The sequence below is a fragment of the Streptomyces sp. NPDC087420 genome (genome assembly GCF_044744165.1).
Classification (GTDB): domain Bacteria; phylum Actinomycetota; class Actinomycetes; order Streptomycetales; family Streptomycetaceae; genus Streptomyces.
Map to the genome: position 1 here is coordinate 26,243 of NZ_JBIUXU010000014.1, position 26,047 is coordinate 52,289.

24 protein-coding genes are annotated in these 26,047 nt (G+C 70.4%); 20 read left to right on the forward strand and 4 right to left on the reverse strand.

The features are described 5' to 3' along the window. Positions 1 to 27: 27 nt before the first annotated feature. The 8 genes from ACIO1C_RS27720 to ACIO1C_RS27755 all read left to right on the forward strand — a co-directional run bounded on the left by ACIO1C_RS27720 (position 28) and on the right by ACIO1C_RS27755 (position 10,001). A complete protein-coding gene (locus ACIO1C_RS27720) occupies positions 28 to 813 on the forward strand; it encodes an enhanced serine sensitivity protein SseB C-terminal domain-containing protein (RefSeq protein WP_401868218.1) in 786 nt (261 codons plus the stop codon). A gap of 469 nt (positions 814 to 1,282) precedes the next feature. After that, a complete protein-coding gene (locus ACIO1C_RS27725) occupies positions 1,283 to 2,284 on the forward strand; it encodes an ABC transporter permease (protein WP_161309848.1) in 1,002 nt (333 codons plus the stop codon). 64 nt (positions 2,285 to 2,348) lie between these two features. After that, positions 2,349 to 4,130 carry an ABC transporter substrate-binding protein gene (locus ACIO1C_RS27730; RefSeq protein WP_401868220.1) on the forward strand — a complete coding sequence of 594 codons (1,782 nt, stop codon included), beginning with the start codon at positions 2,349 to 2,351 and terminating at the stop codon, positions 4,128 to 4,130. 116 nt (positions 4,131 to 4,246) lie between these two features. Further along, the gene (locus ACIO1C_RS27735) at positions 4,247 to 5,245 is read left to right on the forward strand and encodes an ABC transporter permease (RefSeq protein ID WP_161309850.1); all 999 of its coding nucleotides are present in this window, start codon (positions 4,247 to 4,249) and stop codon (positions 5,243 to 5,245) included. Next, complete coding sequence (locus ACIO1C_RS27740; RefSeq protein WP_401868223.1) at positions 5,242 to 6,342, forward strand: ABC transporter ATP-binding protein; 1,101 nt, start codon at positions 5,242 to 5,244, stop codon at positions 6,340 to 6,342. The genes ACIO1C_RS27735 and ACIO1C_RS27740 overlap by 4 nt, the downstream gene beginning before the upstream one ends. 14 nt (positions 6,343 to 6,356) lie before the next feature. Beyond that, positions 6,357 to 7,547 carry an ABC transporter ATP-binding protein gene (locus ACIO1C_RS27745; RefSeq protein ID WP_401868226.1) on the forward strand — a complete coding sequence of 397 codons (1,191 nt, stop codon included), beginning with the start codon at positions 6,357 to 6,359 and terminating at the stop codon, positions 7,545 to 7,547. A gap of 77 nt (positions 7,548 to 7,624) precedes the next feature. Then, the gene (locus ACIO1C_RS27750; RefSeq protein ID WP_401868229.1) at positions 7,625 to 8,278 is read left to right on the forward strand and encodes a trimeric intracellular cation channel family protein; all 654 of its coding nucleotides are present in this window, start codon (positions 7,625 to 7,627) and stop codon (positions 8,276 to 8,278) included. Between the two features lie 559 nt (positions 8,279 to 8,837). Further along, entirely contained in the window at positions 8,838 to 10,001 is a 1,164-nt protein-coding gene (locus tag ACIO1C_RS27755; RefSeq protein WP_401868232.1) for a cysteine desulfurase family protein, read from the forward strand. Here ACIO1C_RS27755 and ACIO1C_RS27760 read toward each other — a convergent pair. Beyond that, entirely contained in the window at positions 9,994 to 10,608 is a 615-nt protein-coding gene (locus tag ACIO1C_RS27760; protein WP_401868235.1) for a TetR family transcriptional regulator, read from the reverse strand. The two genes, ACIO1C_RS27755 and ACIO1C_RS27760, sit on opposite strands and share 8 nt — an antisense overlap. Positions 10,609 to 11,007: 399 nt before the next feature. On the opposite strand from ACIO1C_RS27760, the gene ACIO1C_RS27765 reads away from it, so the two are divergent. From ACIO1C_RS27765 to ACIO1C_RS27780, 4 genes are all read left to right on the forward strand, one after another. After that, the gene (locus tag ACIO1C_RS27765) at positions 11,008 to 11,751 is read left to right on the forward strand and encodes an SDR family NAD(P)-dependent oxidoreductase (protein WP_401868237.1); all 744 of its coding nucleotides are present in this window, start codon (positions 11,008 to 11,010) and stop codon (positions 11,749 to 11,751) included. An 86-nt stretch (positions 11,752 to 11,837) separates the two neighbouring features. Continuing rightward, positions 11,838 to 12,863 carry an alpha/beta hydrolase gene (locus tag ACIO1C_RS27770; protein ID WP_401868240.1) on the forward strand — a complete coding sequence of 342 codons (1,026 nt, stop codon included), beginning with the start codon at positions 11,838 to 11,840 and terminating at the stop codon, positions 12,861 to 12,863. A gap of 68 nt (positions 12,864 to 12,931) precedes the next feature. Further along, positions 12,932 to 13,852 carry an oxidoreductase gene (locus ACIO1C_RS27775; protein ID WP_401868241.1) on the forward strand — a complete coding sequence of 307 codons (921 nt, stop codon included), beginning with the start codon at positions 12,932 to 12,934 and terminating at the stop codon, positions 13,850 to 13,852. A 16-nt stretch (positions 13,853 to 13,868) separates the two neighbouring features. Beyond that, positions 13,869 to 14,312 (forward strand): ester cyclase, encoded by a 444-nt coding sequence (locus ACIO1C_RS27780; protein WP_401868244.1) that lies wholly within the window; start codon positions 13,869 to 13,871, stop codon positions 14,310 to 14,312. Positions 14,313 to 14,325: 13 nt separating this feature from the next. Here the strand turns inward: ACIO1C_RS27780 and ACIO1C_RS27785 are convergent, their stop codons facing one another. Beyond that, entirely contained in the window at positions 14,326 to 15,072 is a 747-nt protein-coding gene (locus ACIO1C_RS27785; RefSeq protein WP_401868247.1) for an N-acetylmuramoyl-L-alanine amidase, read from the reverse strand. A 61-nt stretch (positions 15,073 to 15,133) separates the two neighbouring features. On the opposite strand from ACIO1C_RS27785, the gene mnmA reads away from it, so the two are divergent. Next, positions 15,134 to 16,267 (forward strand): tRNA 2-thiouridine(34) synthase MnmA, encoded by a 1,134-nt coding sequence (gene mnmA / locus ACIO1C_RS27790; protein WP_401868250.1) that lies wholly within the window; start codon positions 15,134 to 15,136, stop codon positions 16,265 to 16,267. Between the two features lie 38 nt (positions 16,268 to 16,305). Next, positions 16,306 to 17,229, forward strand: a complete 924-nt coding sequence (locus tag ACIO1C_RS27795; RefSeq protein ID WP_401868252.1) for an acetamidase/formamidase family protein — start codon at positions 16,306 to 16,308, stop codon at positions 17,227 to 17,229. A gap of 28 nt (positions 17,230 to 17,257) precedes the next feature. Here ACIO1C_RS27795 and ACIO1C_RS27800 read toward each other — a convergent pair whose 3' ends face one another. Both ACIO1C_RS27800 and ACIO1C_RS27805 read right to left on the reverse strand, forming a co-directional pair. Then, the gene (locus tag ACIO1C_RS27800) at positions 17,258 to 18,043 is read right to left on the reverse strand and encodes an alpha/beta fold hydrolase (protein WP_401868255.1); all 786 of its coding nucleotides are present in this window, start codon (positions 18,041 to 18,043) and stop codon (positions 17,258 to 17,260) included. 90 nt (positions 18,044 to 18,133) lie between these two features. Continuing rightward, entirely contained in the window at positions 18,134 to 18,463 is a 330-nt protein-coding gene (locus ACIO1C_RS27805; RefSeq protein ID WP_401868257.1) for a DUF427 domain-containing protein, read from the reverse strand. A gap of 117 nt (positions 18,464 to 18,580) precedes the next feature. Between ACIO1C_RS27805 and ACIO1C_RS27810 the strand changes: the two genes are divergently transcribed. The 6 genes from ACIO1C_RS27810 (at position 18,581) to gatC (ending at position 26,047) form a co-directional block, all read left to right on the forward strand. Beyond that, positions 18,581 to 19,120: a TIGR00730 family Rossman fold protein gene (locus tag ACIO1C_RS27810; protein ID WP_401868260.1), complete on the forward strand. Its 540-nt coding sequence runs from the start codon at positions 18,581 to 18,583 to the stop codon at positions 19,118 to 19,120. A gap of 62 nt (positions 19,121 to 19,182) precedes the next feature. After that, positions 19,183 to 19,872, forward strand: a complete 690-nt coding sequence (locus ACIO1C_RS27815; protein ID WP_401868263.1) for an SDR family oxidoreductase — start codon at positions 19,183 to 19,185, stop codon at positions 19,870 to 19,872. Then, the gene (locus tag ACIO1C_RS27820; RefSeq protein WP_401868265.1) at positions 19,869 to 20,912 is read left to right on the forward strand and encodes a methionine synthase; all 1,044 of its coding nucleotides are present in this window, start codon (positions 19,869 to 19,871) and stop codon (positions 20,910 to 20,912) included. The genes ACIO1C_RS27815 and ACIO1C_RS27820 overlap by 4 nt, the downstream gene beginning before the upstream one ends. Positions 20,913 to 20,933: 21 nt before the next feature. After that, positions 20,934 to 23,234, forward strand: a complete 2,301-nt coding sequence (gene ligA, locus ACIO1C_RS27825) for an NAD-dependent DNA ligase LigA (RefSeq protein ID WP_401868267.1) — start codon at positions 20,934 to 20,936, stop codon at positions 23,232 to 23,234. A 239-nt stretch (positions 23,235 to 23,473) separates the two neighbouring features. Beyond that, complete coding sequence (locus tag ACIO1C_RS27830) at positions 23,474 to 25,585, forward strand: putative bifunctional diguanylate cyclase/phosphodiesterase (protein ID WP_401868269.1); 2,112 nt, start codon at positions 23,474 to 23,476, stop codon at positions 25,583 to 25,585. A gap of 165 nt (positions 25,586 to 25,750) precedes the next feature. Beyond that, positions 25,751 to 26,047 (forward strand): Asp-tRNA(Asn)/Glu-tRNA(Gln) amidotransferase subunit GatC, encoded by a 297-nt coding sequence (gatC, locus tag ACIO1C_RS27835; protein ID WP_105871234.1) that lies wholly within the window; start codon positions 25,751 to 25,753, stop codon positions 26,045 to 26,047.

Sequence of the window (26,047 nt, forward strand, 5' to 3'; positions counted from 1 at the left end):
GTGGATCGAAGAGGGGCGGGACCCAGGGTGAGCGCGTCAGGTACCGCGGCGGCCGGCCGGGCCGAGCAGCTGCTCCGCCAGGTGACGCCAGGACGCTACGACGCGTACGAGGCGCTGCTCCAGGCCCTGGCGGAGGACCGGGTCTGGATGCTCCTCTGGCAGGGCCGCGCGGGCTCGCCCGACGCCCAGTACGGCAACATGCAGGTGGAGGGCCTCGGTTACGCGCCCTGTGTGACCTCCGCCCAGGAGCTGGCCGTCAGCGGCTGGACCCGTACGCACGAAGTGGTCACGGGCCGCGACATCGCCCGTGTCCTGTATCCGGACCGCTGGGGGATCTGGCTCAATCCGCACACCCCCGGCGGCGGCCTCGGCATCCCCTGGCTCGACCTGCGCCGGATCGCCACCGGCCTCGACCGGATGCCCGCGGGACCGCTGCGGCTGTCCGAGCCGGCCATCGAGATCCCGCAGTTCTACGCCCAGCTCACCCAGAACGCGCACCGCACCCCCGCGGTCCGGGCGCTGCGCCGTGCCTGGGTCCAGCCGGCGCTCGGCGCCCCGTACCTGGCCATCGGCCTGGACCTGTACGACACGAGCCCCGGTTCCGTCGACTCCGTCCGCACGATGATGCGGCAGTCGGTCGGCGCGGTCCCGGACGGGCTGCCCGTCTCGACGGTCGCGATGTCCGACGAGTACGACCCGGTGACGATGTGGCTGCGGGCCAACACGCGGCCCTTCTACGACCGCGAGGCGCACGCGTCCCCGGCCCCGGCGACGGGGTACGGATATCCGCCACCCGCGTCCCGCGCTTACTGAGGGTCGCGCGCTCACTGAGACGGAGCGCTCCGCACGGAGCGTGCACACTACATCCACCCGTGTCCGGCAAAACAGGCATTGCGGGCGGAAGGTCGGGCCGGACGCGCGTAGAGCCGCCCGGGTCGTGAGCTTGAGGGCGGAATGTCCACTATTCGCCGGAAGGTGGGGGCTTGGCGCGCTTGGTGGTCATATCGCCGCCAATGGCAGTCGTCCGCCCATGGTTACCCGCAGTCCGGATAACGGAACACCTCTAACAGCATCACGGTTAGGCATCCATTCCCCTGGGGGGCTGGCGGGTGATCACAGCGGCAATGAAGACTCCCCGCATGCATGGCCTTTCGGGCCTGTGTGCGAGTAGCTCGGCCCGCGTGACGGAGTCAGACCACTGCTCGCGCTGCTTAAGGGAACGGGCCGCTACAGCGGCAAGTGCGGGCCGGTCACCGCCGGTTGAGAGAGGGTTTCTGCCACGATGACGGCACCATTGCACGAGCCGACCACCGAAACGGCCCCGAGCGCGACTGAAGAAGTCGCCGCCGTTGCGGGGAAGTCGGTCCAGGGGCGTTCCCTCAGCCGGATCGCCTGGGGGCGCCTGAAGCGGGACAAACTGGCTCTCGCCGGCGGCACCGTCGTGCTTCTGCTGATCCTGGTCGCGATCCTCGCGCCCCTGATCACCCACCTGGCAGGGCAGTCGCCCGACGACTACCACGAAGACCTGATCGACCCTCTCTTCTCGACCCCGACGGGATCCTTCGGCGGCATCAGCGGTGACCACTGGTTCGGCGTCGAGCCGGTCAACGGCCGCGACATCTTCGCCCGGATCGTCTACGGCGCCCAGGTCTCGCTGCTGGTCGGCTTCCTCTCCGCCCTCGTCGCGGTGGTCTTCGGCACGATCCTCGGCGTCCTCGCCGGCTACTTCGGCGGCTGGCTGGACTCGCTCATCAGCCGCGTGATGGACATGCTGCTCTCGTTCCCGCAGCTGCTGTTCATCATCGCGCTCGTCTCCGTCATGCCGAACGACATGCTCGGCCTGAGCGGCAGCGGTGTGCGGCTCCTGGTGATGATCCTGGTGATCGGCTTCTTCGGCTGGCCGTACGTCGGCCGTGTCGTCCGCGGCCAGACGCTCTCCCTGCGCGAGCGGGAGTACGTCGAGGCGGCCCGCAGCCTCGGTGCCGGGCAGACGTACATCCTGTTCAAGGAGCTGCTGCCCAACATCATCGCGCCGATCATCGTCTACACCACGATGATGATCCCCACGAACATCCTCACCGAGGCGGCCCTGAGCTTCCTGGGTGTAGGGGTGAAGCCCCCCACCGCTTCATGGGGGCAGATGCTCTCCTCCGCGGTGAGCTATTACGACTCGGATCCGATGTACATGATCATTCCGGGTCTGGCCATCTTCATCACCGTGCTCTCCTTCAACCTCTTCGGCGACGGCGTGCGTGACGCGCTCGACCCGAAGGGTTCGCGCTGAACTGCGGTACATCAAAGCCCGTCCATTCCACACGGGCAGTTACTCACACGGAGGATCCGAGATCGTGACATCCCTACGCACCAGAGGTCGGCGCAAGCAGGTCTTCGCCGCTGCGTTCGTGTCCGCGGCACTGCTGGGCACCGCGGCGTGCGGCGGCGGCAGCGACACGAAGGACGAGGGCGGCAAGAGCGCCGCCGCCGGCTTCGACGCGGGCAACAACAAGATCGCCAACGCGTCCGCCAAGAAGGGCGGCACGCTCAAGTTCGCGAGCGTCCAGGACACCGACTCCTGGGACACCACGCGCGCCTACTACGGCGTCGTGTGGAACTTCATGCGGTACTACAGCCGCCAGCTGGTGACGAACAAGGCGGAGCCGGGCAAGCCCGGCGCCGAGGTCACCCCGGACCTGGCGACGGGCCTGGCGAAGGTCTCCCCCGACGGGAAGACCTACACGTACACCCTGCGTGACGGCATCACCTGGGAGGATGGCAAGACCATCACCTCCGAGGACGTCAAGTACGGCATCGAGCGCCAGTGGGCGCAGGACGTGCTGTCCGGCGGTCCGGTCTACCTGAAGGACGTCCTGGACCCGAAGGGCAAGTACAAGGGCCCGTACAAGGACACGTCCAAGGACGGCCTGAAGGCCATCGAGACGCCGGACCCGAAGACGATCGTCTTCCACCTGCCGACGGCGAACTCGGACTTCCAGGAGATGCTCGCCCTGACCTCCTCGTCCCCGGTCCGCAAGGACAAGGACACCAAGTCCAAGTACGGCCTGCACCCGTTCTCCTCGGGCCCGTACAAGTTCGAGTCCTACACGCCCAACAAGGGCACGGTGCTCGTCCGTAACACCGCCTGGAAGCAGTCCTCGGACCCGGTCCGCAAGGCGCTCCCGGACAAGATCACGATCACGCTCTTCACCAACGCGGACGAGATGGACAACCGTCTCCTCGCGGGCGACTACGACCTGGACTTCTCGCAGACCGGTCTCTCCCCGCAGGCGCGCATCAAGGCGCTCAAGGAGCACAAGAACAACCTGGACAACCCGGTCTCGGGTTACATCCGGTACGCCGTGTTCCCGCAGAGCGTGAAGCCGTTCGACAACATCCACTGCCGCAAGGCGGTCATCTACGGGGCCGACCACAAGTCGATCCAGACCGCGCGTGGCGGCCCGCTCGCGGGTGGCGACATCGGCACCAACATGCTGCCCCCGTCGGTCCCGGGCTCCGAGGGCCAGCAGTACGACCCGTACAACGTGCTCGCCAACGACGGCAAGGGCGACATCGCGAAGGCCAAGGAAGAGCTCAAGGCCTGCGGTCAGCCCAACGGCTTCAAGACCACCATCGCGGTCCGCAACAACAAGCCCGTCGAGGTCGCCAGCGCCCAGTCGCTCCAGGCGTCGCTGAAGAAGATCGGCATCACCGCCGAGCTCGACCAGTACGACGGTGCGCAGACCTCGGGCATCATCGGTAACCCGACGATCGTCAACAAGAAGAACTACGGCATCATCATCATGGGCTGGGGCCCCGACTTCCCGTCGGTCCAGGGCTATGGCGTGCCGCTGTGGGACAGCAAGTACATCCTGCCCAGCGCCAACAACAACTTCGCGCTGATCAAGGACCCGAAGATCGACGCCAACTTCGACAAGTTCACCACCGAGCTCGACCCCGCGAAGAAGGCCTCCATCGCGACCGAGATCAACCACCAGGTGAGCGAGGGCGCGTACTACCTGCCCTTCACCTTCGAGAAGTTCATCAACTGGCGTTCCAGCCGGCTGACCAACGTCTACACGACGGACGGGTACAGCGGTAACTACGACTTCACCAGCCTGGGCGTTGTGAAGTAACCACCACCGGTACACCCGCCGTACGGCACGAAAGGCAGGTGAAGGCCGGCGTGGCGTGATCGCGGGCCACCGGACGAACTCCGGTGGCCCGCGGTCCCGCCGCAGGGCCGAGAGCAGTGCTCGCATACCTCATCAGGCGGCTCATGGCCGTCGCAGTGATGCTGGTGGTCATCATGTTGGTGGTCTTCTGCATCTTTTTCCTTGTCCCCAAGTGGGCGGGCGTCGACCCGGCCACGATGTACGTGGGCAAGACGTCCGACGCCGCGGCCGTGGAGGCCATCCGGCAGAAGCTCCAACTGGGCGACCCGATCTTCGTCCAGCTCTGGGAGTTCTTCAAGGGCATTTTTGTCGGGCGCACCTACTCGGCCGGCGGAGACGTCACCAACTGTGCCGCTCCCTGCTTCGGTTACTCGTTCCGCAGCGAGCAGGCCATCTGGCCGGTGCTCACCGACCGTCTGCCGGTGACCCTGGCGCTGGCGCTCGGTGCGGCCGTCCTGTGGCTGGTCTTCGGCCTCGCGGCGGGTGTCCTGTCGGCGCTCAAGCGCGGTTCCTTCTGGGACCGCGGCGCGATGCTCGTCGCGCTGAGCGGCGTCTCGCTGCCCATCTACTTCACCGGTCTGCTCTCGCTGGCGATCTTCCACTACAGCCTGGGCTGGCTGGACGCCTCGTACGTACCACTGGCGGACAGCTTCACCGGATGGTTCGGCGGCATGATCCTGCCCTGGGTCACGCTCGCCTTCCTGTACGCGGCGATGTACGCCCGCATCACCAGAGCCACCATGCTGGAGGTGATGGGTGAGGACTACATCCGCACCGCCAGGGCCAAGGGCCTGAGCGAACCCGTCGTCATCGGCAAGCACGCCATGCGCTCCACGATGACGCCGATCCTCACCCTGCTCGGCATGGACCTCGGCGCCCTCATCGGCGGCGCGATCCTCACCGAGACGACCTTCAGCCTTCCCGGCCTCGGCCAGGCCGTGCTCAAGGCGATCAACGACCGGGACCTGCCGGTGATCCTGGGCGTCACGCTGATCACGTCCCTCGCGGTGATTCTCGCGAACCTGGCCGTGGACATCCTGTACGCCGTGATCGACCCTCGAGTGAGGCTCGCATGACCGACCTGAGCAGGACGGGCTCCGCCATCGGCGAGCCCGTCGCCGGGGGCGCCCGCCCCTCCGAGGCGTTTCTCGACGTACGAGACCTCCGCGTCCACTTCCCCACGGACGACGGTCTGGTCAAGTCGGTCGACGGCCTCAGCTTCCAGCTGGAGAAGGGCAAGACCCTCGGCATCGTCGGTGAGTCCGGCTCCGGGAAGTCCGTCACCTCGATGGGCATCATGGGGCTGCACACCACCGGGCAGTACGGGAAGCGCAAGGCGCAGGTCTCCGGAGAGATCTGGCTGAACGGCGAGGAACTGCTCACCGCCTCACCGGACCGGGTGCGCAAGCTCCGCGGCCGGGACATGGCGATGATCTTCCAGGACCCGCTGTCCGCCCTGCACCCGTACTACACCATCGGCAAGCAGATCATCGAGGCCTACCAGGTCCACCACAAGGTGGACAAGAAGGCCGCGCGCCGCCGGGCCATCGAGATGCTCGACCGCGTCGGCATCCCGCAGCCCGACAAGCGGGTGGACTCCTACCCGCACGAGTTCTCGGGCGGCATGCGGCAGCGCGCGATGATCGCGATGTCGCTGGTCAACAACCCCGACCTGCTGATCGCCGACGAGCCGACCACGGCTCTCGACGTGACGGTCCAGGCCCAGATTCTGGACCTGATCCGCGACCTCCAGAAGGAGTTCGGCTCGGCGGTCATCATCATCACGCACGACCTGGGCGTCGTCGCCGAACTGGCCGACGACATCCTCGTGATGTACGGCGGCCGGTGCATCGAGCGCGGGCCCGCCGAGAAGGTCTTCTACGAGCCCCGGCACCCCTATACCTGGGGTCTGCTCGGTTCCATGCCGCGCATCGACAGGGAACAGACCGAGCGCCTCATCCCGGTCAAGGGCTCCCCGCCCTCCCTGATCAACATGCCGACGGGCTGCGCCTTCAACCCGCGCTGCCCCTACGCCGACGTACCCAAGGGCAACATCACCCGCACCACGCGGCCCGAGTTGACCCAGGTCGAGAGCGGGCACTGGGCGGCCTGTCACATGTCGGAGCAGGACCGGGACCGCATCTGGACCGAAGAGATTGCGCCCAAGCTGTGAGCGAGGACAAAGACGTGACGATTCCCGCCCAGAGCGCCGGCGCCGGCCTCCTGACCAAGGACCCCGCCCCGGGCGAGACGCTGCTCAGGGTCACCGGGCTCCAGAAGCACTTCCCCATCAGGAAGGGCCTGCTCCAGCGGCAGGTCGGCTCGGTCAAGGCCGTGGACGGCATCGACTTCGACGTGCGCTCCGGTGAGACGCTGGGCGTGGTGGGCGAGTCGGGCTGCGGCAAGTCGACCATGGGGCGGCTGATCACGCGTCTGCTGGAGCCGACCGGCGGCCAGGTCGAGTTCCAGGGCCGTGACATCTCGCACCTGGGTGTGCGCGGGATGCGCCCGATGCGGCGCGACGTCCAGATGATCTTCCAGGACCCCTACTCGTCGCTGAACCCGCGGCACACGATCGGCACGATCGTGTCCGCGCCGTTCAAGCTCCAGGGCGTCGAGCCCGAGGGCGGCGTCAAGAAGAAGGTCCAGAGCCTGCTGGAGCTGGTGGGGCTCAGCCCCGAGCACTACAACCGGTACCCGCACGAGTTCTCCGGCGGCCAGCGCCAGCGCATCGGCATCGCCCGCGCGCTCGCGCTCAACCCGAAGCTCGTCGTCGCCGACGAGCCGGTGTCCGCGCTGGACGTGTCGATCCAGGCGCAGGTGGTCAACCTGCTGGACGACCTCCAGGACGAGCTGGGCCTGACGTACGTGATCATCGCCCACGACCTGTCGGTCATCCGGCACGTCTCGGACCGGATCGCGGTCATGTACCTCGGCAAGATCGTGGAACTGGCGGACCGTGAGTCGCTGTACTCGGCTCCGATGCACCCGTACACGAAGGCCCTGATGTCCGCCGTGCCCGTCCCGGACCCCCGGCGGCGCGGTGTGAAGAGCGACCGCATCCTGCTCAAGGGCGACGTCCCGTCGCCGATCTCGCCGCCGACCGGGTGCCGCTTCCACACGCGGTGCTGGAAGGCGACGGAGATCTGCAAGACGATCGACCCGCCCATGCAGCTGCTCAAGCCGGGCCAGCAGGTGGCGTGCCACCACCCGGAGAACGCGCCCGACCAGGCGCCGCAGGACACGGTGCTGCTGGCGGCGGCGCGGGACGCGATCGAGCTGGTGGACGTGACGGGGCCGGCGTCGCAGGCTGTGACCTCTGAGGCTCCTGCCACCGCTCCCGAGGCGGGCGGCGCGCAGAGCACCACCAAGGAGTAGGCCGGGGGCAGGGCGGAGAAGAGGCGGGCCGGGAGCCTTCTGGTACCCCGGCCCGGGGCGCCCGGCACAATGACCGGGTGCTCCACGACCTCATCACCCCCTCCGTCCAGCACGCCCTGGACCTCGCCGGGATCTTCGTCTTCGCGATATCCGGCGCCCTGCTCGCCGTCCGGAAGAACTTCGACGTCTTCGGCATGGCGGTGCTCGCCGAGATCACCGCGCTGGGCGGGGGGCTGTTGCGCGACCTCGTCATCGGGGCCGTACCGCCGGCGGCCTTCACCGACCTCGGCTACTTCTCCACCCCGCTGGTGGCGACCGCGCTGGTGTTCTTCCTGCACCCCCAGGTGGAGCGGATCCAGGGCGCGGTCAACGTCTTCGACGCGGCGGGGCTCGGACTCTTCTGTGTCACCGGTACGACCAAGGCGTACGACCACGGCCTCGGCCTGACCGCGTCGGCGGCGCTGGGCCTGGCGACGGCGGTCGGGGGCGGGGTGCTGCGTGACGTACTCGCCAACGAGGTGCCGTCGCTGCTGCGCTGGGACCGCGATCTGTACGCGGTGCCGGCGATTGTCGGCGCGGCCGTGGTGGCGTTGTGCATACGCTTCGACGCGCTGAACGGGGTGACGAGTGGCCTCGCGGCGGTGACCGCGTTTGTGCTGAGGCTTTTGGCGATGCGGTTTCATTGGCGGGCGCCGAGAGCGTTGCGCCCGGTGTCTGGCGCGGGTCACTGATGTCCTCAATCGCCGGACGGGCTGGGTTTGTCGTGGTGGCGGGGGGCGGGGCCTCCGGAGGTACGTGTGTCCGGACTGCTATCCTCACCGCGCTTCGCGCGAGTTGCGACGCTTTACGTCCGGACACACGCACCTCCTCCGACCCCGCCCCCCTCACGCCGCCGGGGAGACTGAACGACCCCGCCCGCCCGGGTGGGCCAACGCCTCAACGCGGGCCCGGTAGCGGAGATGACTTCCCCCGCACCGGGGTGGGCCGGGTTTTGACGCGGGCCTGGAAGGGGGACGGGCAGGGGTCGTGTCCGGAACGTAGAGCGTGTTTTGTGTCGCATGGCGATCGTCACGCAATTCGGAGTCGTTGAACGCGACGTAAAACATGCAGTGCAGGACACGACCCCTGCCCGGCCCCCGGCGACAACCCGCACCAGGCCACCGGGCCGCAGCGGCACACCCAAGCCCGTCCGGCGATTGAGGACAAGCAGTAACCCGCACCCGGCACCCGCACCCGCACCGGCCCCGGCGGCGAGCGCTCGCTCCAACGGCTCGTAGAATCGAGCACATCATGGCTTACCTCGACCACGCCGCGACCACCCCGATGCTGCCAGAGGCGATCGACGCGATGACCGCCCAGCTCGGCCTCGCCGGCAACGCGTCCTCGCTCCACGCCCCCGGCCGCCGCGCCCGCCGTACCGTCGAGGAGGCCCGCGAGGCGCTCGCGGAGGCCCTCGGTGCGCGGCCCAGCGAGGTGGTCTTCACCTCGGGCGGCACGGAGGCCGACAACCTCGCCGTGAAAGGGCTGTACTGGTCCCGCCGCGACGCGGACCCGGCCAGGACACGCGTGCTGGCCAGCCCGGTGGAACACCACGCCGTCCTCGACGCGGTCGACTGGCTCGGCACGCACGAGGGCGCCACCGTCGAGTACCTTCCGGTCGACGCGTACGGCAGGGTCCGCCCCGAGACGCTGCGCGAGGCCATCGCGCGCGACCCCGACGACGTGGCCCTCGCCACCGTCATGTGGGCCAACAACGAGATCGGCACCCTCACCCACGTACCCGAACTGGCCGAGATCGCGGCGGAGTTCGGCATCCCGCTGCACTCCGACGCCGTCCAGGCCGTCGGCCAGACCGAAGTGGACTTCGGCGCGTCGGGACTCGCCGCGATGACCGTCTCCGGCCACAAGATCGGTGGCCCGTACGGCATCGGCGCGCTCCTCCTGGGCCGGGAGTACACCCCCGTGCCCGTCCTGCACGGCGGCGGTCAGGAACGCCATGTGCGCTCCGGCACCCTCGACGTGCCCGCCATCGCCGCCTTCGCCGTCGCGGGCCGCCTCGCCGCCGAGAGGCGCGCGGACTTCGCCCGGGAGATCGGCGCCCTGCGGGACGAACTGGTCGACGCGGTACGGAAGTCCGTCCCCGACGCGGTCCTCGGCGGCGACCCCGTCGACCGCCTGCCCGCCAACGCGCACTTCAGCTTCCCCGGTTGCGAGGGCGACTCGCTGCTCCTCCTGCTCGACGCCCAGGGCATCGCCTGCTCGACGGGCTCGGCGTGCACGGCGGGGATCGCCCAGCCCAGCCACGTTCTGCTGGCCACCGGCAGCGATCCCGACCTGGCACGCGGCACCCTGCGCTTCTCGCTCGGCCACACGTCGACCCGCGAGGACGTCGAGGCGCTCGCGGCCGCGATCGGCCCGGCGGTCGAGCGGGCCAGAAGCGCGGGCCTCAGCTAGGGATGCCCGGCGGATCTTTTGGTTCCTCCGGGGCGGTGTGGTCTTCCGTGAGCAGCGCCGCCACCGCGTCGGTCAGCACACGTCGCCGGTGGCTGCGCGAGTCCCTCTTCAAGTGGCCTTGGAGTTCGGGGAAGACGAAGGCCCACAGGAACGACAGGTGGAGCACCAGGTTCAGCAGATCGGCGGGCCGGTACCGCGAGGGCAGCACCCCCGCGACCTGAGCCTGGCGGATCGCTTCCAGCTCGTCGTGAATGGTGTCGGCCAGCACCTCGATCTGGTCGGTCGTGACGGTGCGCTCCAGGCGGTACCAGGTGGCGAGCCGGGCGACCCGCGGATTTTCCTCGTAACGGTCGAAGAGCTTCCCCGCGTAGTCCGGCAGGTCATGGACGTCGATGGGAATCTGGCTCGCGGTCTTGGCCACGAGGTCGTTCATCACCGCGTCGAACAAGAGGTTCTTGCTGCCGAAGTAGTGGTAGATCTGGGCCTTGTTGCTCTGAGCGGCGAGGGCGATCCTGTCGACCCGCGCCCCGGCGATGCCGTACTGGGAGAACTCTTCTGCGGCAGCCTCCAGCAGCCGCTGCTGGGTGGCCTGAGCGTCTCGTATCATCCCCCCAGAGTATCTTACTAACTGGTTGGTTGTCTCTGAGGACGGCCGGCCGGGGCGCTTCGAGGGCGGTCGGCCGTCGAAACGGCCTCGCGCGAGCTCGCGTACCGCGTCCGCGACGGCCGGCGAGGCCTCCGCTCAAAAACCCGAAGACACCCGCGGCTGAGGCCGACGGCTGTCCGGATGCGGCCGTCTTCGACTGAATGGTTGGAAAGATGCATGCATGTGGACTCTCTCAAATCAACCGTGCGGTTAGTTAACTGCAAGTGCATAGTCGCCTGCCGCAAGGGTTCTGGCTCAGTCATCGACTAACCGGATGGTTGACAGTGTGATTTGGCGCTGCTTCAATCAACTATCTGGTTGGTCGAAAGCGGCCGACCGTGCCGAAGGGTGATGTCTGTCATGGCAAGGTTCGCGGGCAAAGTGGCGCTGGTGACCGGCGCCGGGAGCGGTATCGGTGCGGCCACGGCCGAGCAACTGGCGCGCGAAGGCGCGGCGGTGGGGTTGGTCGGGCGGCGTCCGGCCCCCCTGAAGGAGGTCGCCGGCCGGATAGCGGAGGCCGGCGGGCGGGCGCTGGAGATACCCGCCGACGTGAGTGACGCGGAGCAGGTGCGCGCTGCGGTGGCGGCGACCGTCGAGGAGTTCGGCGCGCTGCACCTCGCCGTGAACAACGCCGCCGTGACGGGCGGCATCAGCGATCTGGGCGACCTCACCGTGGAGGCGTGGGACGAGACGATCGCGATCAATCTCTCCGCGGTCTTCTACGGGCTGAAGTACCAGATCCCCGCGATACGCGCCGCCGGTGGCGGGGCCGTCGTCAACGTGTCGAGCGTCTACGCGGACCGGGGCCTCACCGGGTACGGGGCCTACTCCGCGAGCAAGCACGGTGTACGGGGGCTGACCCGGTCGGCCGCCGTCGAGTACGCGGAACGCGGTGTACGGATCAACGAGTTGCAGCCCGGTGTGATCGCGACTCCCATGTCGGACACCGACGCCGAGTCGACCCGCCGTATCGCCGAGGGCATTCCCGCGCGGCGGGCAGGGCGGCCCGCCGAGACGGCCGAGGCGATCTGCTTCCTCCTGTCCGACGCCGCCTCCTACGTCACGGGCACCCACTTCTCCGTCGACGGCGGTTTCCTCGCCTGATCCGGGCCCGGCGCCGAGCGCCCGCCGTCACCGTCCCGGATCGCTTCGACTCCCCCTGAACTCTCCGTCCGGAAAGGACGATCCCCGTGACTCGCTGCTCCTCCTCGTCTCCCTCCCCCCTTTCCTCCCCGGTGTCCTTCGACGGCACCGTCGTCACCGGTCTCGACGCGAAGCTGATCGACGCCCAGAAGGAAGCCAATCTGGTACTCGCGCGGATGCCGGTGGTCGACGTCACTACCGCGGAGGGACTGGCCATGCTGCGGCTGATGACCACGCCCGCGCAGCCCTCGTCCGTCCTGCCGCCCGAGGACATCACCATCGCGGGCCCGGGGGGCGGCGATCTGCGCCTTCGTGTCTTCACACCGGACGGCCCGGTACGGGGGGTGTTCCTGCACATCCACGGCGGCGGCTGGGCCGCCGGGGCGCCGGAGGACGACGAAGCCTTCAACGACCGCATCGCCCGGGCGTGCGGGGTGGCCGTCGTCAGTCCGGACTACCGGCTTGTCCCCGAGGCGACCATCGCCGAACAGATCGACGACTGCCTGGCCGCGGCTCGCTGGGCCGCCGCCGAGGCCCGGACGCGGTTCGGCACCCGCAGCCTTCTGATCGGGGGCATTTCGGCCGGCGGACACCTTTCGGCCACCGTCACCCTCCGCCTGCGCGACGCGGCCGAGCCCGCCTTCGCCCTGCTCGACGGGGTCCTTCTCGACTGCGGTGCGTACGACCTGTCGTTCACACCCAGCGTCCGCCGCGCGGACGACACCACCCTTGTCCTGCCGCGCAGTTGGCTCGACGGCCTGACCGCCCTCGGTCTGCCCGGGCTGGACTCCGACGCCCGCAGGGATCCGTCCCTGTCCCCCCTCTACGCGGACCTCACCGGGCTGCCGCCCGCCCTGTTCACGGTGGGCGCGCTCGATCCCCTGCGCGACGACTCGGTCTTCCTCGCCGGACTCTGGCAGCTCGCCGGCAACCGGGCCGACCTGGACGTGTGGCCGGAAGCGGCGCACGCCTTCACCAACATGGGCACCCCGCTGGCCGACGTCGCTTTCGGGCGCACCGCCTCCTGGATCAACTCGCTGTACGAGAACGGCTCAGCGGCTCAGGCCCGCTGACGAGCGCCGACGCCCCACCCGTACGCCCCACCCGTACGCCTCACCTCCCTCACCGAAGGAGAACTCCCATGTCCACGTCCACCTGGACCACCGCCGACATTCCCTCCCAGCGCGGCAAGCTCGCCCTCGTCACGGGCGCCAACTCCGGCATCGGCTACCAGACAGCGCTGGAACTCGCCCGCGCGGGGGCCGCCGTCATCCTCGCCGGACGCTCCGCCTCGTCGATCGCGGACGCCGCGTCCGCCGTCGCCCGGGAAGTCCCCTCCGCCGAACTGATACCGCTGCAACTCGACCTCGCGGACCTCACTTCGGTGTCCGACGCCGCGGGGAAGGTGCTGTCCCACGGCCGGCCCCTCGATCTGCTCATCAACAACGCCGGCGTGATGGCCGTACCCGAACGCCGCACCACCAAGGACGGCTTTGAGCTCACCTTCGGCACCAACCATCTGGGGCACTTCGCGCTGACCGGCCACCTGCTGCCCGCCCTGCTGGGCGCGGACGCCTCCCGGGTCGTCACCGTCAGCGCCCGGGTCGCCCGCAGCCGGGGGACCACGTTCGACGATGTGGCGAGCGAGCGGAAGTACACCCCCATGGGCGCCTATACGAAGTCCAAGCTGGCCAATGTCGTCTTCACCCAGGAACTGGTGAGGCGCGCCGGCGGTACGAGCCTGAGCGCCGTCGCCGTCCATCCCGGCGCGGCCATGACCGGCATCCAGCGGCACGTGCCCCGGGTCGTGAAGGCCATCGTCTCCGGCGTGATCCAGCCCCTCATGATGCAGGCGCCCGACCAGGCGGCCCTGCCGTCGCTGTTCGCGGCGACCGACCCGGCCGTCTCCGCGGGCGACTTCGTCGCCCCCACGGGGCCGATGGAAGGACGCGGCACACCCGGCATCGTCGCCCTCCCGCCCGCCGCGGCCGACCGGGCGACGGCGAAAGACCTGTGGGAGCTGTCCGAACGCCTCACCCACGTCACCTACACCTTCCAGTGATCCAAGGAGCAGCGCTGTGAGCACACAGGAGAACCAAGCAGAGCCGGCAGAGATCGTCCACCGCTTCATCGAGGAGTGTGTCAACGGCGGTGACCTGGACGTGGTGGACGACCTCTGGGCCGAGGACATGATCTGGCGGGGCGGCAGCCTCGGTGAGATCCACGGCCGCGCCCCCTACAAGGAGATGCTGGCCGCCAACGTCGGGCGGGCCTTCACCGGGATGCACCTGGAGATCCTCAGGACCGTCACCGACGGCGACACCGTCGTGCTGCTGTTCACCAACAGCGGCACGCACGAAGGGGAGTTCCTCGGCGTCCCCGCGACCGGTGGGAGCGCCCGCTGGCACGGAGTCGGCTTCTACCGCGTCAGCGAGGGGCGGATCGCCGAGGCACTCTTCGTGGAGGACATCCTCGACGCACTCGTACAACTCGGTGCGATCGACCTGGCCCCCCGGGGCTGAGGGTCCCGCCTGCCTAGGCCTTCCGCGGTTTCGCCGTGGTCGGAGTCGGAGTCGGAGTCGGTGTGGGAGCGAGGGGCGGGTCCGGCGCGTCCCTCGCTTCCCGTACGAGCTTCAGGTACCGGCCCCAGTCCCAGTGCGGGCCCGGGTCCGTGTGGTCCGTGCCCGGGACCTCCACGTGGCCGATGATGTGCCGGCGGTCCACCGGGATGCCGTACCGCTCGCATATCCCGGCCGTCAGCCTCGCCGACGAGCGGTACATCGCCGTCGTGAACGAATCCCTGTCGTCCACGAACCCTTCGTGCTCGATGCCTATGGACCGTTCGTTGTACGACCGGTTCCCCGCGTGGAAGCCCACGTCCAGCTCGCGGATCATCTGCGCCACATGACCGTCCTTGCGCACCACGTAGTGCGCGGCGGCGGCGTGCCCCGGATCCCGGAAGACCTTCAGCGCCGTCGCGTAACTGCCCTGGACGACATGGATCACCACCCGGTCCACCCGGTAGTCGTCCGGGCGGTCCGCCCGCCGCCAGTTCGCCGAGGAGGCCGCGACCCACTCCGCCGCCGCGTAGTCCAGCTCGCCCTCCTTGCGCGGCTTCTCGATGCCGGGCACCCGCCACCAGTACGGCGCCAGCCTGTCCCGCGCCAGGACGCCCGCGCCCAGCACCGCGGCCGCGCCGCCGATCAGCACCGCCCGCCGCCCGGGTCTGCCGGTGTCCCCGCCGGTCCCGCCCGCACGCCGGCTGCCCTTTTTCTCGCCCATGTGATCGTCAACGCATACTCACGCGACTGTGGTTCCCCGGTCCACGTACTCTGGTGGAGCTATGACTCAGACAACCCAGCGTCCCCTCCGCGTGCTCGCCGCCATGTCCGGCGGTGTGGACTCCGCCGTCGCCGCCGCGCGCGCCGCCGAGGCGGGACACGACGTGACCGGCGTCCACCTGGCGCTCTCCGCGAACCCGCAGTCGTTCCGCACGGGCGCGCGGGGCTGTTGCACGATCGAGGACTCCCGCGACGCCCGCCGCGCGGCCGACGTGATCGGCATCCCGTTCTACGTGTGGGACCTCGCCGAACGCTTCCGCGAGGACGTGGTGGACGACTTCGTGGCCGAGTACGAGGCGGGCCGTACGCCCAACCCGTGCCTGCGCTGCAACGAGAAGATCAAGTTCGCGGCGCTCCTGGACAAGGCACTCGCCCTCGGCTTCGACGCGGTCTGCACCGGCCACTACGCGACGGTCGTCACCGGCCCCGGCGGCGCGCGCGAGCTGCACCGCGCGAGCGACATGGCCAAGGACCAGTCGTACGTGCTGGGGGTCCTGGACGAGCGCCAGCTCGCCCACGCGATGTTCCCGCTGGGCGACACCCTCACCACGAAGGACGAGATCCGCGCGGAGGCCGGGCACAGGGGCCTGGCCGTCGCGAAGAAGCCCGACAGCCACGACATCTGCTTCATCGCGGACGGCGACACCCAGGGGTTCCTGGCGAAGCGCCTCGGCAAGGCCGAGGGCGACATCGTCGACGAGTCCGGCGCCAAGATCGGCAGCCACGAAGGCGCGTTCGGCTTCACCATCGGCCAGCGCAAGGGCCTGCGGATCGGCCACCCCGCCGCCGACGGCAAGCCGCGCTACGTCCTGGACATCTCGCCGGTCGACAACACCGTCACCGTCGGCCCGGCCGCCGCGCTGGACGTCACCGCCCTGACCGCGATCAAGCCCCGCTGGTGCGGCGGTACGGCTCCGGAGGGGCGGGGCACGTACACCGCTCAGCTCCGCGCCCACGGCGACGAGACGCCGGTCGAGGCGGAACTGATCGACGGCACCCTGAGCGTCACGTTCGACGCCCCGGTCCGTGGTGTGGCCCCGGGCCAGGCGATCGTGCTCTACGACGGCACACGTGTGGTCGGTTCGGCGACGATCGCGACGACCGAGCGGCGCCGTACGGACGCGCTGGCGGGCTGACGGCCGCCTCGAACCTCCTAAGGAAGGGCTCACAGACCGTGGCCGAACACCGGCTGGACTCCGTGCCCGGCACGGTCACCAACGTCTTCTCGCGCGACCTGCCCCCGGTGCTGACCGTCGACCCGGGGGACACCGTCGTCGTCCACTCCCTGGACGCGTCGGGCCACCTGGAGCGGCAGCGCACCCCGGGGGAGAAGCGGCCCAAGATGTTCGACGGCCGGCCGGGGCACTGCCTCGCCGGCCCCATAGCCGTGCGCGGCGCCCGTCCGGGGACGGCGCTCGCGGTCCATGTGGAGTCGCTGCGGCCCGATCCGTGGGGCTGGACCGTGGCCGCCGCCGCGGACACCCCGCTCAACCGGCGGCTCGGCCTCACGGACACCGAGCCCTCCTGGCTGCTGTGGGAGCTGGACGCCGACGCGGGCACGGGGACGGACCAGTACGGGCACACCGTGTCGCTGGCCCCCTTCCTCGGCGTCATCGGCCTGCCGCCGGCGGAACCGGGCGAGCATCCGACCGTCCCGCCCCGGGTGGCGGGCGGCGGCAACATCGACTGCCGGGAGCTGGTCGCGGGATCCACGCTGTTCCTGCCGGTCACCGTGGACGACGCGCTGCTGTGCGTCGGGGACGGCCACGCGGTCCAGGGGGACGGCGAGGTGTCCGGTACGGCGGTGGAGTGCGGCATGACCACCCGGCTGACGCTGGACCTGGAGACGGCGCCGCCGGTGCCGACCGTGCACGCGGTGACGCCGGCGGGGCGGATCACGTTCGGCTTCGACGCGGACCTGAACGAGGCGTCGGCGCAGGCCCTGGACGCCATGCTGACGTGGATGGGGTCGCTGTTCGGGCTGGACCGCGCGACCGCCCTGGCGCTGGCGAGTGCGACGGTCGACCTGCGGGTCACGCAGGTCGCCAATCAGGTGTGGGGCGTGCACGCGCTGCTGCCGGCGGGCGCGGTGCGGTGAGCCCGGGCATGGAGCCGGGCAGGGGACGTCACGCCGTGAAGAAGTCCGTCAGCACCGGCGCCAGCACGTGCGGCGCCACCTCGTGCGTCTGACCCGTCAGGGTGCGGTGACGGCCGCGAGGCAGGGCCGAGGCCACTGCCTTCGCGGCCGTGCGTAACGCTCTCGTACTGGCTCCCCCGTCCACCACCATGCCCCGGGTCCCGATCGTCGCCAGCCGGTCCAGGGGAACCGGCTCCAGGCCCACCAGGGCGTTGTCGTACGCCAGGGTGTGCGCGAGCGCCCTCAGCCCTGGCCAGACCGCCGACCGGCGCATCCCGGCGATCAGGTCGTGCGGCGTGCCCACCATCGACAGGAACAGCTCCACCGCGCCGTCCCGCCGCCCCTGGGCCAGCAGGTCGGTCAGCCGCTCGGTGAACGCCTTACGGCCCGGCAGGACCGACGTGTCGGTGGCGTACGGGGGCTCGTACAGCGCGAACTGCGTGATGGGCAGCCCGGCCGCCGCCGCCTCCAGTACAAGAATGGCCCCCGCGGAGACGCCGTACACGGAAGCGCTGCCGCCCGCCTCCGCGATCAGGCTCGCCAGATCCTCGATCTCGCGCCGCACCTCGTACGGGCGGGTGTCACCGCTCGCGCCGCGTCCCCGGCGGTCGTAGACGAACACCTCGAAACGCGGCGCGAGCAGCTCGGCGAGCCGGGTCTCCGTCTCGGCGGTGCCGAGGGTTCCGCTCACCAGGATCAGGGGCGGTCCGCCGCCCGTGCGCCGGTACGCGATGAGAGTGCCGTCCCCCGACTTCGCCTTGCACGCAATGTTCATACCGGGGAGACCGGCGGGGCCGGCACAACTCATCGCTCTGGGGCGCACATTCTTTTCGCGGCCACGCCCACGCCCCTGACCGGCCCGCGCTCAGGCCGCGAGGACCTCGGTGTCGTAGAAGCAGAAGTGCCCCTTGATCTGCGCGACTTCCTCCTTCGGCTCCTCGTACCCCCAGACGAGGTCGGGGGCGTCGGGGAGCGACCAGTACGAGGCGTCGCCCTTCCACGGGCAGTGGGTGCTCGTGTCCGAGGAGGTCAGCAACTCGGTCCTGACGTCCTCCGGCGGGATGTAGTAACGGACCGGCAGGCCCGTCTCGTGCAGGAGCAGCGGACGGCGGCTCTCGGCGAGCACCTGCCCGTCCCGGACGACGCGTACGTGGGTGGTGCCCTGCTCGATGGTGATGGTGTGCCCTGCGGCCATGATCATCTGTCCCTTCGGGATGTACGGCGGGATGTACGGCGCTGTGTACCCGCCCACACCTTTCAGCACCGGAGAACCGCGTGGTCTTCCCGACACCCCGACCTTTACGGTGGTCGAATGAACATCTGTGTCTTCCTCTCCGCCGCCGACCTCGACGAGCGCTACACCCGCCCGGCCCGTGAATTCGCCGAACTGATCGGCAAGGGCGGTCACACGCTGGTGTGGGGCGGTTCGGACAGGGGGCTGATGGGGGTCGTCGCCGACGGGGTGGAGCGGGCCGGCGGCCGGCTGGTCGGCGTCTCCGTCGGATTCCTGGCCGACTCGGCCCGGGCCAAGGCCGACGAGATGGTCGTCGCCCGCGATCTCGCGGAGCGGAAGGCGCTGCTCCTCGCGAAGGCCGACGCGATCGTGGTCATGGTCGGCGGGCTGGGCACCCTGGACGAGGCGGCCGAGATCCTGGAGCTGAAGAAGCACGCCCTGCACAGCAAGCCGGTGGTGCTGCTCAACACGGCGGGCTTCTACGACGGGCTCAAGCAGCAGCTCCAGCGGATGGACGCGGACGGCTTCCTGCCGGTGCCCCTCCTCGACCTGGTCTTCTTCGCCGAGGACGGCGTCGGGGCGCTCGCGTACCTGGAGGAGTCGCTCGGGGTGCAGTGAGCCGGAGGAGGACGCGGGCGCGTGGGTGCGGGGCGGTGTTCCCGTGATGCGACGATGACCCCATGGCTACACATCTGATCACCGGGGCCGGCTCCGGCATGGGAGCGGTGGTCGCCCGCCGGCTCCACGAGCGCGGCGACGACCTGCTGCTGATCGCCCGCGACGCGGGCCGCGGCAAGGAACTCGCCGCCCTCTACCCCGGCTCCCGCGCGCTCGTCGGCGACCTCGCCGTCCCCGACCGGCTCGCCTGGGCCATGTCCCACCAGGTCCTCCCGGACCGCCTGGACTCGCTCCTGCACTTCGCCGGGGTGGTCGACCTCGGTCCCGTCGGGGACTTCTCGCCCAAGGGCTGGCACCACCAGCTCAACGTGAACCTGATCGCCCCGGCCGAACTGACCCGTCTCTTCCTGCCCCAACTGCGGGCCGCCAAGGGGCAGGTGATCTTCGTCAACTCGGGGTCCGGCCTGCGGGCGAACGCCGAGTGGGCCGCGTACGCCGCGTCGAAGCACGGGCTCAAGGCGCTCGCCGACGCGCTGCGCGAGGAGGAGCGGCCGAACGGGGTCCGGGTGACGTCCGTCTACCCGGGGCGTACGGCGACCCCGATGCAGGTCAAGATCCACCAGCACGAGGGCAAGGAGTACGACGCGTCGAGCGTGATCGACCCCGAGTCGGTGGCGACGGCGTTCCTCACCGCGCTCGACCTGCCGCGCGACGCGGAGATCCACGACATGACCATCAGGCCGGGCCGATGAGCGACGACCGGCGCGGCGACAACAGCCACGAGGACGGCGACGCGCCCGCCACCGTCCCGTGGGGCCCCGCCACCGGCGTCGGGTCCATGCCCGGCGGGGACGCGCGGGAGACGGCCCGTCAGGTCACCGGGACCTTCGAGGACTTCCCGTACCTGCCGGAACTGCCCGCCCGGGGGCCGGGCGCCGACATGATCGGACGGACGGTGGGCCTGCTCGCCGAGGTCTACGCGCGCGTGGAGCCCAGCGGCTGGCGCATCGGCGACCGGCCGGGGCGGGACACCAAGCGGGCCCGGTCCTGGCTGGGGGAGGACCTCGACGCGCTGGAGGAGTTCACCCAGGGGTACGAGGGCGCGCTCAAGGTCCAGGCGGTGGGGCCGTGGACGCTGGCCGCCTCCCTGGAGCTGCGCAACGGCGAGTCGGCGCTCAGCGACCCCGGCGCCTGCCGGGACCTCACGGCGTCCCTGGTCGAGGGGCTCACGGCCCACCTCGCGGACGTACGCCGCCGCATCCCGGGCGCGCGCGTGGTCCTCCAGCTCGACGAGCCGTCCCTCACCGCCGTCCTGCGCGGCCACATCCGGTCGGCCAGCGGCTACCGCACGCACCGCGCGGCGGACCGGCAGCTGGTCGAGGACGCGCTCCGGCAGGTCGCCGGGGTCGACGAGGGGGCGGTGGTCGTGCACTCCTGCGCGCCCGACGTGCCCTTCGCCCTGCTGCGCCGGGCCGGCGTGGCCGGTGTCTCGTTCGATTTCGGACTCCTCACGGAGCGTGACGAGGACATCATCGGTGAGGCGGTGGAGGCGGGCACCAAACTCTTCGCCGGGGTCGTGCCGGGCACCGACGCCGCATTGTCAGACCCTGCCGGTAGCGTCATGGGTGTCAGGACGCTGTGGCGCAGGCTGGGGCTGAATCCGGGGACTCTCGCCGAGTCCTTGGTGATCACCCCGTCGTGCGGTCTCGCGGGGGCCTCCCCCGCGTACGCACGCGAGGCGCTCGCTCACTGCGTCCGGGCGGCGAGATCACTCGCGGACAACCCAGAGTAACGGTAACGGGAGGACAAGACGGTGGCCGGCGAAAAGCACGCACAGCCCGCATCGGTGCCCGCGCAGGCGCGCGACCAGCACGCGCAGCTCGCTGAGCAGATCGAGGAGCACCGCTTCCGGTACTACGTGAAGGACCAGCCGGTCGTCAGCGACGCCGACTTCGACCGGCTGCTGCGCACCCTGGAGGGGCTGGAGGAGGAGTATCCCGAGCTGCGGACGCCGGACTCGCCCACCCAGAAGGTCTCGGGGGCGTACGAAACGGAGTTCACGGCCGTCCAGCACCGCGAGCGGATGCTGTCGCTGGACAACGCGTTCGACGACGAGGAGCTGGCCGCCTGGGCCGACCGGGTCGCCAAGGACGTCGGCACGACGGACTACCACTTCCTCTGCGAGCTCAAGGTGGACGGCCTCGCGGTCAACCTCACCTACGAGCACGGCAGGCTGACCCGCGCCGCCACCCGCGGCGACGGGCGGACGGGCGAGGACATCACGCCCAACGTCCGGACGATCCAGGAGATCCCGCACCGGCTGGCGGGGGAGCGGATCCCGGCCCTGGTCGAGATCCGCGGCGAGGTCTACTTCCCGATGGAGGGGTTCCAGGAGCTGAACGCACGGCTGGTGGAGGCCGGGGACAAGCCCTTCGCCAACCCCCGTAACGCGGCGGCGGGTTCGCTGCGCCAGAAGGACCCCAAGATCACCGCCACCCGCCCGCTGCACATGGTCGTGCACGGCATCGGCGCGCGCGAGGGCTTCGGCATCGACCGCCTCTCGCACGCCTACGAGCTGCTGCGGGAGTGGGGCCTGCCGACGGCCCGGCACAACCGGGTGGTCGACGGCCTGGACGGGGTGCGGGAGTTCATCACCACCTTCGGCGAGAGACGCCACTCCGTGGAGCACGAGATCGACGGAGTGGTCGTCAAGCTCGACGAGATCTCCCTCCAGGGGCGCCTCGGCTCCACCTCGCGCGCCCCGCGCTGGGCGATCGCGTGGAAGTACGCGCCGGAGGAGGTCAACACCAAGCTGCTGAACATCCGCGTGGGCGTCGGCCGCACGGGACGGGTCACGCCGTACGCGCAGGTGGAGCCGGTCACGGTCGCCGGCTCCGAGGTCGAGTTCGCCACGCTGCACAACCAGGAGGTCGTGAAATCGAAGGGCGTCTGGATCGGCGACACGGTGGTCCTGCGCAAGGCGGGCGACGTCATCCCGGAGATCCTCGGCCCGGTGGTGGACCTGCGTCCTGACGACGCGTACGAGTTCGTGATGCCGGCGGAGTGCCCCGAGTGCGGTACGGCGCTGCGCGCGATGAAGGAGGGCGACATCGACCTCCGTTGCCCCAACGCCCGCTCCTGCCCCGCCCAGTTGCGCGAGCGGCTGTTCTACCTCGGCAGCCGCAAGAGCCTGGACATCGAGAACTTCGGCTATGTGGCCGCCGCCGCCCTGACGAAGCCGCTGGAGCCCGCCACCCCGCCGCTGCTGGACGAGGGCGACCTCTTCGACCTCACCGTCGAGCAGTTGCTGCCCATCAAGGCGTATGTCCTGGACCAGGACAGCGGATTGCCCAAGCGCGACGCGAAGACCGGCGAGGACAAGATCGTCACCGTCTTCGCCAACCAGAAGGGCGAGCCGAAGACCAACACCCTGGCCATGCTGGAGCACATCGCCGCCGCCAGGCAGCGCCCGCTGGCCCGGATCATCACGGGTCTGTCGATCCGTCATGTCGGCCCGGTCGCCTCGGAGGCGCTGGCCCGGGAGTTCCGCTCCATCGACCGGATCGAGCAGGCCTCCCAGGAGGAGCTGGCGGCCGTCGAGGGCGTCGGCCCGACCATCGCCGCGTCCGTCAAGGAGTGGTTCGAGGTCGACTGGCACCGCGAGATCCTGCGCAAGTGGCGGGCCGCGGGCGTCCGTACGGAGGACGAGGGCGGCGGCGAGGACGAAGGCCCGAGGCCGCTGGCCGGCCTCACGGTCGTGGTCACGGGCACCCTGGAGAACTTCACGCGTGACGGCGCGAAAGAGGCGCTCCAGGCCCTCGGCGCGAAGGTCGCCGGGGCCGTTTCGAAGAAGACGGCCTTTGTGGTGGCGGGGGAGAACCCCGGGTCCAAGTACGACAAGGCCATGCAGCTCAAGGTGCCGGTCCTGGACGAGGCGGGGTTCGGGATCCTGCTCGAACAGGGCCCGGAGGCGGCCACGGAGGCCGCGGTGACCCCCGAGGTCACCGTCGGGACCCCGGCGGGCACCACGGCCGGAACGGCCCCTGAGCAGGCCCCTGAGCAGGTCCCTGAGCAGGCCGCCGCGTCGGACCCCCCGTCAGACCCCGGGAAGTAGCGGGCCGCGGGGGCCGGATCGGGGCCTCAAGCTCACCCGTTCGGCGCAAATCCGTTGGATACGGATGGGCGGGTTGCATTCGGGCAACAGCTGTAGAGCGCTGCCCGCCAGGGCACTTGGCGGCCTACTGTTGAGTCGTGCGCCTGTCGTGCACGGCTGCGTGGAGGGATGCCGGCCGTGGTGGCATGACAACGTGCCATCGCGTGGCATCGGCTCCGCCGGCTGTGAGAGGGACGGGAATGAAACCGACCGAGAGCGCCGCCCCGGTCTCACCCCCGCGCGGTTTCGCGGCATTTGCGGGGATGACGGAGAGATTCCCCGCCGCTGTCGTCGGAATCGCCGTGGTCGTGCTGACCACCGGCATCGTCCGCACGGTCCAGGAGGACCGGGCGCTCTTCCCCGGCGGCACGGAAGGCTGGTCGCTGGCCGTCCTCACCGGCATCATCGTCGGACACCTCGTCGCGCTCGGCCGTGACCGCTGGTGGGGCGGCACGGGTTCCGGCGCGGCCCTGACCCTCGCCGTCCTGCTCCTGTACGGCTGGGTGCCGGCCGGACTGGTCAGCCTGGCCGTCGTGGTGCTGGTCGGCGTCGCCCGCCGCCACCGCTGGCGCCAGGGCGTCCTGAACGGCGCCGCGGACATCCTGGGCATCGGCTCCGCCGCGCTGGTCCTCGCCCTGTTCGGGGACGTCCCGACCGTCGCCAGACCCTGGCAGCCGCTCGACTGGGGCATCGGCGGCGTCGCCGAGATCGTGCTGGCCGCCTGCGCCCATCTCGTCGTCATGCGCGTCCTGCTCTGGTACGCGCTCACCCCGCAGGGCGGCGGCCTGCCCCACCTCGCCCGTACGGCCCTGATGCGCCAAGGCCTGGTCGCCGCGGCGCTGCTCGGCATCGCCCCGCTGATCTGCGTGGTCGCGGTGTCGCTGCCGGTGCTCCTGCCGCTCTTCTCCATCCCGCTCATCGCCCTCGACTCCACGCTCTGGATCGCCCGGGCGCGGGCCGAGGAGCAGCTGCGCGACCCGCTCACCGGGCTGCCCAATCGCCAGTGGCTGCTGGAGCGCACCTGGTCGGCGCTGGAGGAGGCCGAGTCGCTGGGCGCCAGGTCCGCGCTGGTCCTGATAGACCTCGACCGCTTCCGTTCGGTCAACGACACGCTGGGCCATCTCGCCGGTGACCGGCTGCTGTTGCAGATAGCGGACCGGCTGCGCCTCGCCCTCCCGCAGGGGGCGGAGGCGGCCAGGCTCGGCGGCGACGAGTTCGCCGTCCTGCTCCCCACGTGCGACTCCACGACCAGCGCGCAGCGCGTGGCCCGCCACCTGGTGGCCGAGCTGTCCTCACCGCTGGACCTGGACGGCCTCACGCTCGTCCTGGAGGCCAGCGCCGGGGTCGCCGTCTACCCCGAGCACGCGCTGGACGCGGAAGGGCTGCTGCGCCGCGCGGACGTCGCGATGTACCAGGCGAAGCGGGACCGCACGGGCGTCGAGGTCTACGAGTCCAAGCGGGACTCCAACACCCCGGACCGGCTGGGCCTGCTGGGCGACCTGCGCCGGGCGCTGGACGCCGGCGAGGTGGAGCTGCACTACCAGCCGAAGGTCCGCTTCGACGGCCAGGTGGCGGGGCTGGAGGCGCTGGTCCGCTGGGTGCACCCGGAGCGCGGGCGGGTCCCCCCTGACGAGTTCATCGCCATCGCCGAGTCCTCGGGGCTGATGCCGCACCTGACCGAGTACGTCCTGGACACGGCCCTCGCCCAGGTCGCCCGCTGGCGGGCCCAGGGACTGATGACCCCGGTCGCGGTCAACGTGTCGCCGCGCGACGTCCACACCCCCGGCTTCGCGGGTTCCGTCGCCGCCCGCCTCGCCCGGCACGGCGTCCCGCCGGGCTCCCTCCAGCTGGAGATAACGGAACACGTCCTGCTGGAGGACCCCCAGCGGGCCGCGGACACCCTCGCGGGCCTCACCGGGCACGGCGTGAAGATGTCGCTGGACGACTTCGGTACGGGGTACTCCTCGCTGGTGCACCTGCGCCGCCTGCCGGTGAGCGAGCTGAAGATCGACCGGTCCTTCGTGGCCCGGCTCGCCGTCGACAACGAGGACGCGGAGATCGTCCGGTGCACGGTCGACCTGGCGCACTCCCTGGGCCTGGTGGTCGTCGCGGAGGGCGTCGAGGACGACGAGACGTGGGAGCGGCTGCGGGACCTGGGCTGCGACGCCGTCCAGGGCTGGCTGGTGGCCGCCGCGATGCCGCCCCACGAGGCCACGGCCTGGCTGCGGGCGAGGAGCGAGCACGGCTGGCAGCGCCCGGCGGAGCTGGCGGCGGCCGCGCGCCGCGAACAGTCCGGCCAGGCCGTCCCGTAACGGATCAGGCTGTTCCGTAACGGATCGGGCCGTCCGGCGACCCGGTCCGGAGGCGCCCCTCGCGCTCACCCGGACGGGTCAGCGGCAAACCGTTTCGTGGGGAGGGGGCTCCGACCCATAGGATTGGGCCCGAAACCACTCTCACTCACCCCTGAGGATCGCCGCATGCCTGGCATCACGCGCGAGGAGGTCGCTCACCTCGCACGGCTGGCGCGTCTGGAGCTGAAGGCCGAAGAGCTCGATCACTTCGCCGGACAGCTCGACGACATCATCGGCGCGGTCGCCCGCGTGTCCGAGGTCGCCGACCAAGACGTACCGCCGACCTCCCATCCGCTGCCGCTGACGAACGTCATGCGCGCGGACGAGGTCCGTCCGTCGCTCACCCCCGCGCAGGCGCTCTCCGGCGCCCCGGCCCAGGAGCAGCAGCGTTTCAAGGTGCCGCAGATCCTGGGGGAGGACTAA

Bases quoted from the DNA above. Each gene is read 5' to 3' on its own strand.
- ACIO1C_RS27725 (WP_161309848.1), top strand. From the start codon at position 1,283: ATGACGGCACCATTGCACGAGCCGACCACCGAAACGGCCCCGAGCGCG.
- ACIO1C_RS27740 (WP_401868223.1), top strand. From the start codon at position 5,242: ATGACCGACCTGAGCAGGACGGGCTCCGCCATCGGCGAGCCCGTCGCC.
- ACIO1C_RS27755 (WP_401868232.1), top strand. From the start codon at position 8,838: ATGGCTTACCTCGACCACGCCGCGACCACCCCGATGCTGCCAGAGGCG.
- ACIO1C_RS27760 (WP_401868235.1), bottom strand. From the start codon at position 10,608: ATGATACGAGACGCTCAGGCCACCCAGCAGCGGCTGCTGGAGGCTGCC.
- ACIO1C_RS27765 (WP_401868237.1), top strand. From the start codon at position 11,008: ATGGCAAGGTTCGCGGGCAAAGTGGCGCTGGTGACCGGCGCCGGGAGC.
- ACIO1C_RS27775 (WP_401868241.1), top strand. From the start codon at position 12,932: ATGTCCACGTCCACCTGGACCACCGCCGACATTCCCTCCCAGCGCGGC.
- ACIO1C_RS27785 (WP_401868247.1), bottom strand. From the start codon at position 15,072: ATGGGCGAGAAAAAGGGCAGCCGGCGTGCGGGCGGGACCGGCGGGGAC.
- mnmA (WP_401868250.1), top strand. From the start codon at position 15,134: ATGACTCAGACAACCCAGCGTCCCCTCCGCGTGCTCGCCGCCATGTCC.
- ACIO1C_RS27800 (WP_401868255.1), bottom strand. From the start codon at position 18,043: ATGAACATTGCGTGCAAGGCGAAGTCGGGGGACGGCACTCTCATCGCG.
- ACIO1C_RS27805 (WP_401868257.1), bottom strand. From the start codon at position 18,463: ATGGCCGCAGGGCACACCATCACCATCGAGCAGGGCACCACCCACGTA.
- ACIO1C_RS27810 (WP_401868260.1), top strand. From the start codon at position 18,581: ATGAACATCTGTGTCTTCCTCTCCGCCGCCGACCTCGACGAGCGCTAC.
- ACIO1C_RS27815 (WP_401868263.1), top strand. From the start codon at position 19,183: ATGGCTACACATCTGATCACCGGGGCCGGCTCCGGCATGGGAGCGGTG.
- ACIO1C_RS27820 (WP_401868265.1), top strand. From the start codon at position 19,869: ATGAGCGACGACCGGCGCGGCGACAACAGCCACGAGGACGGCGACGCG.
- ACIO1C_RS27830 (WP_401868269.1), top strand. From the start codon at position 23,474: ATGAAACCGACCGAGAGCGCCGCCCCGGTCTCACCCCCGCGCGGTTTC.
- gatC (WP_105871234.1), top strand. From the start codon at position 25,751: ATGCCTGGCATCACGCGCGAGGAGGTCGCTCACCTCGCACGGCTGGCG.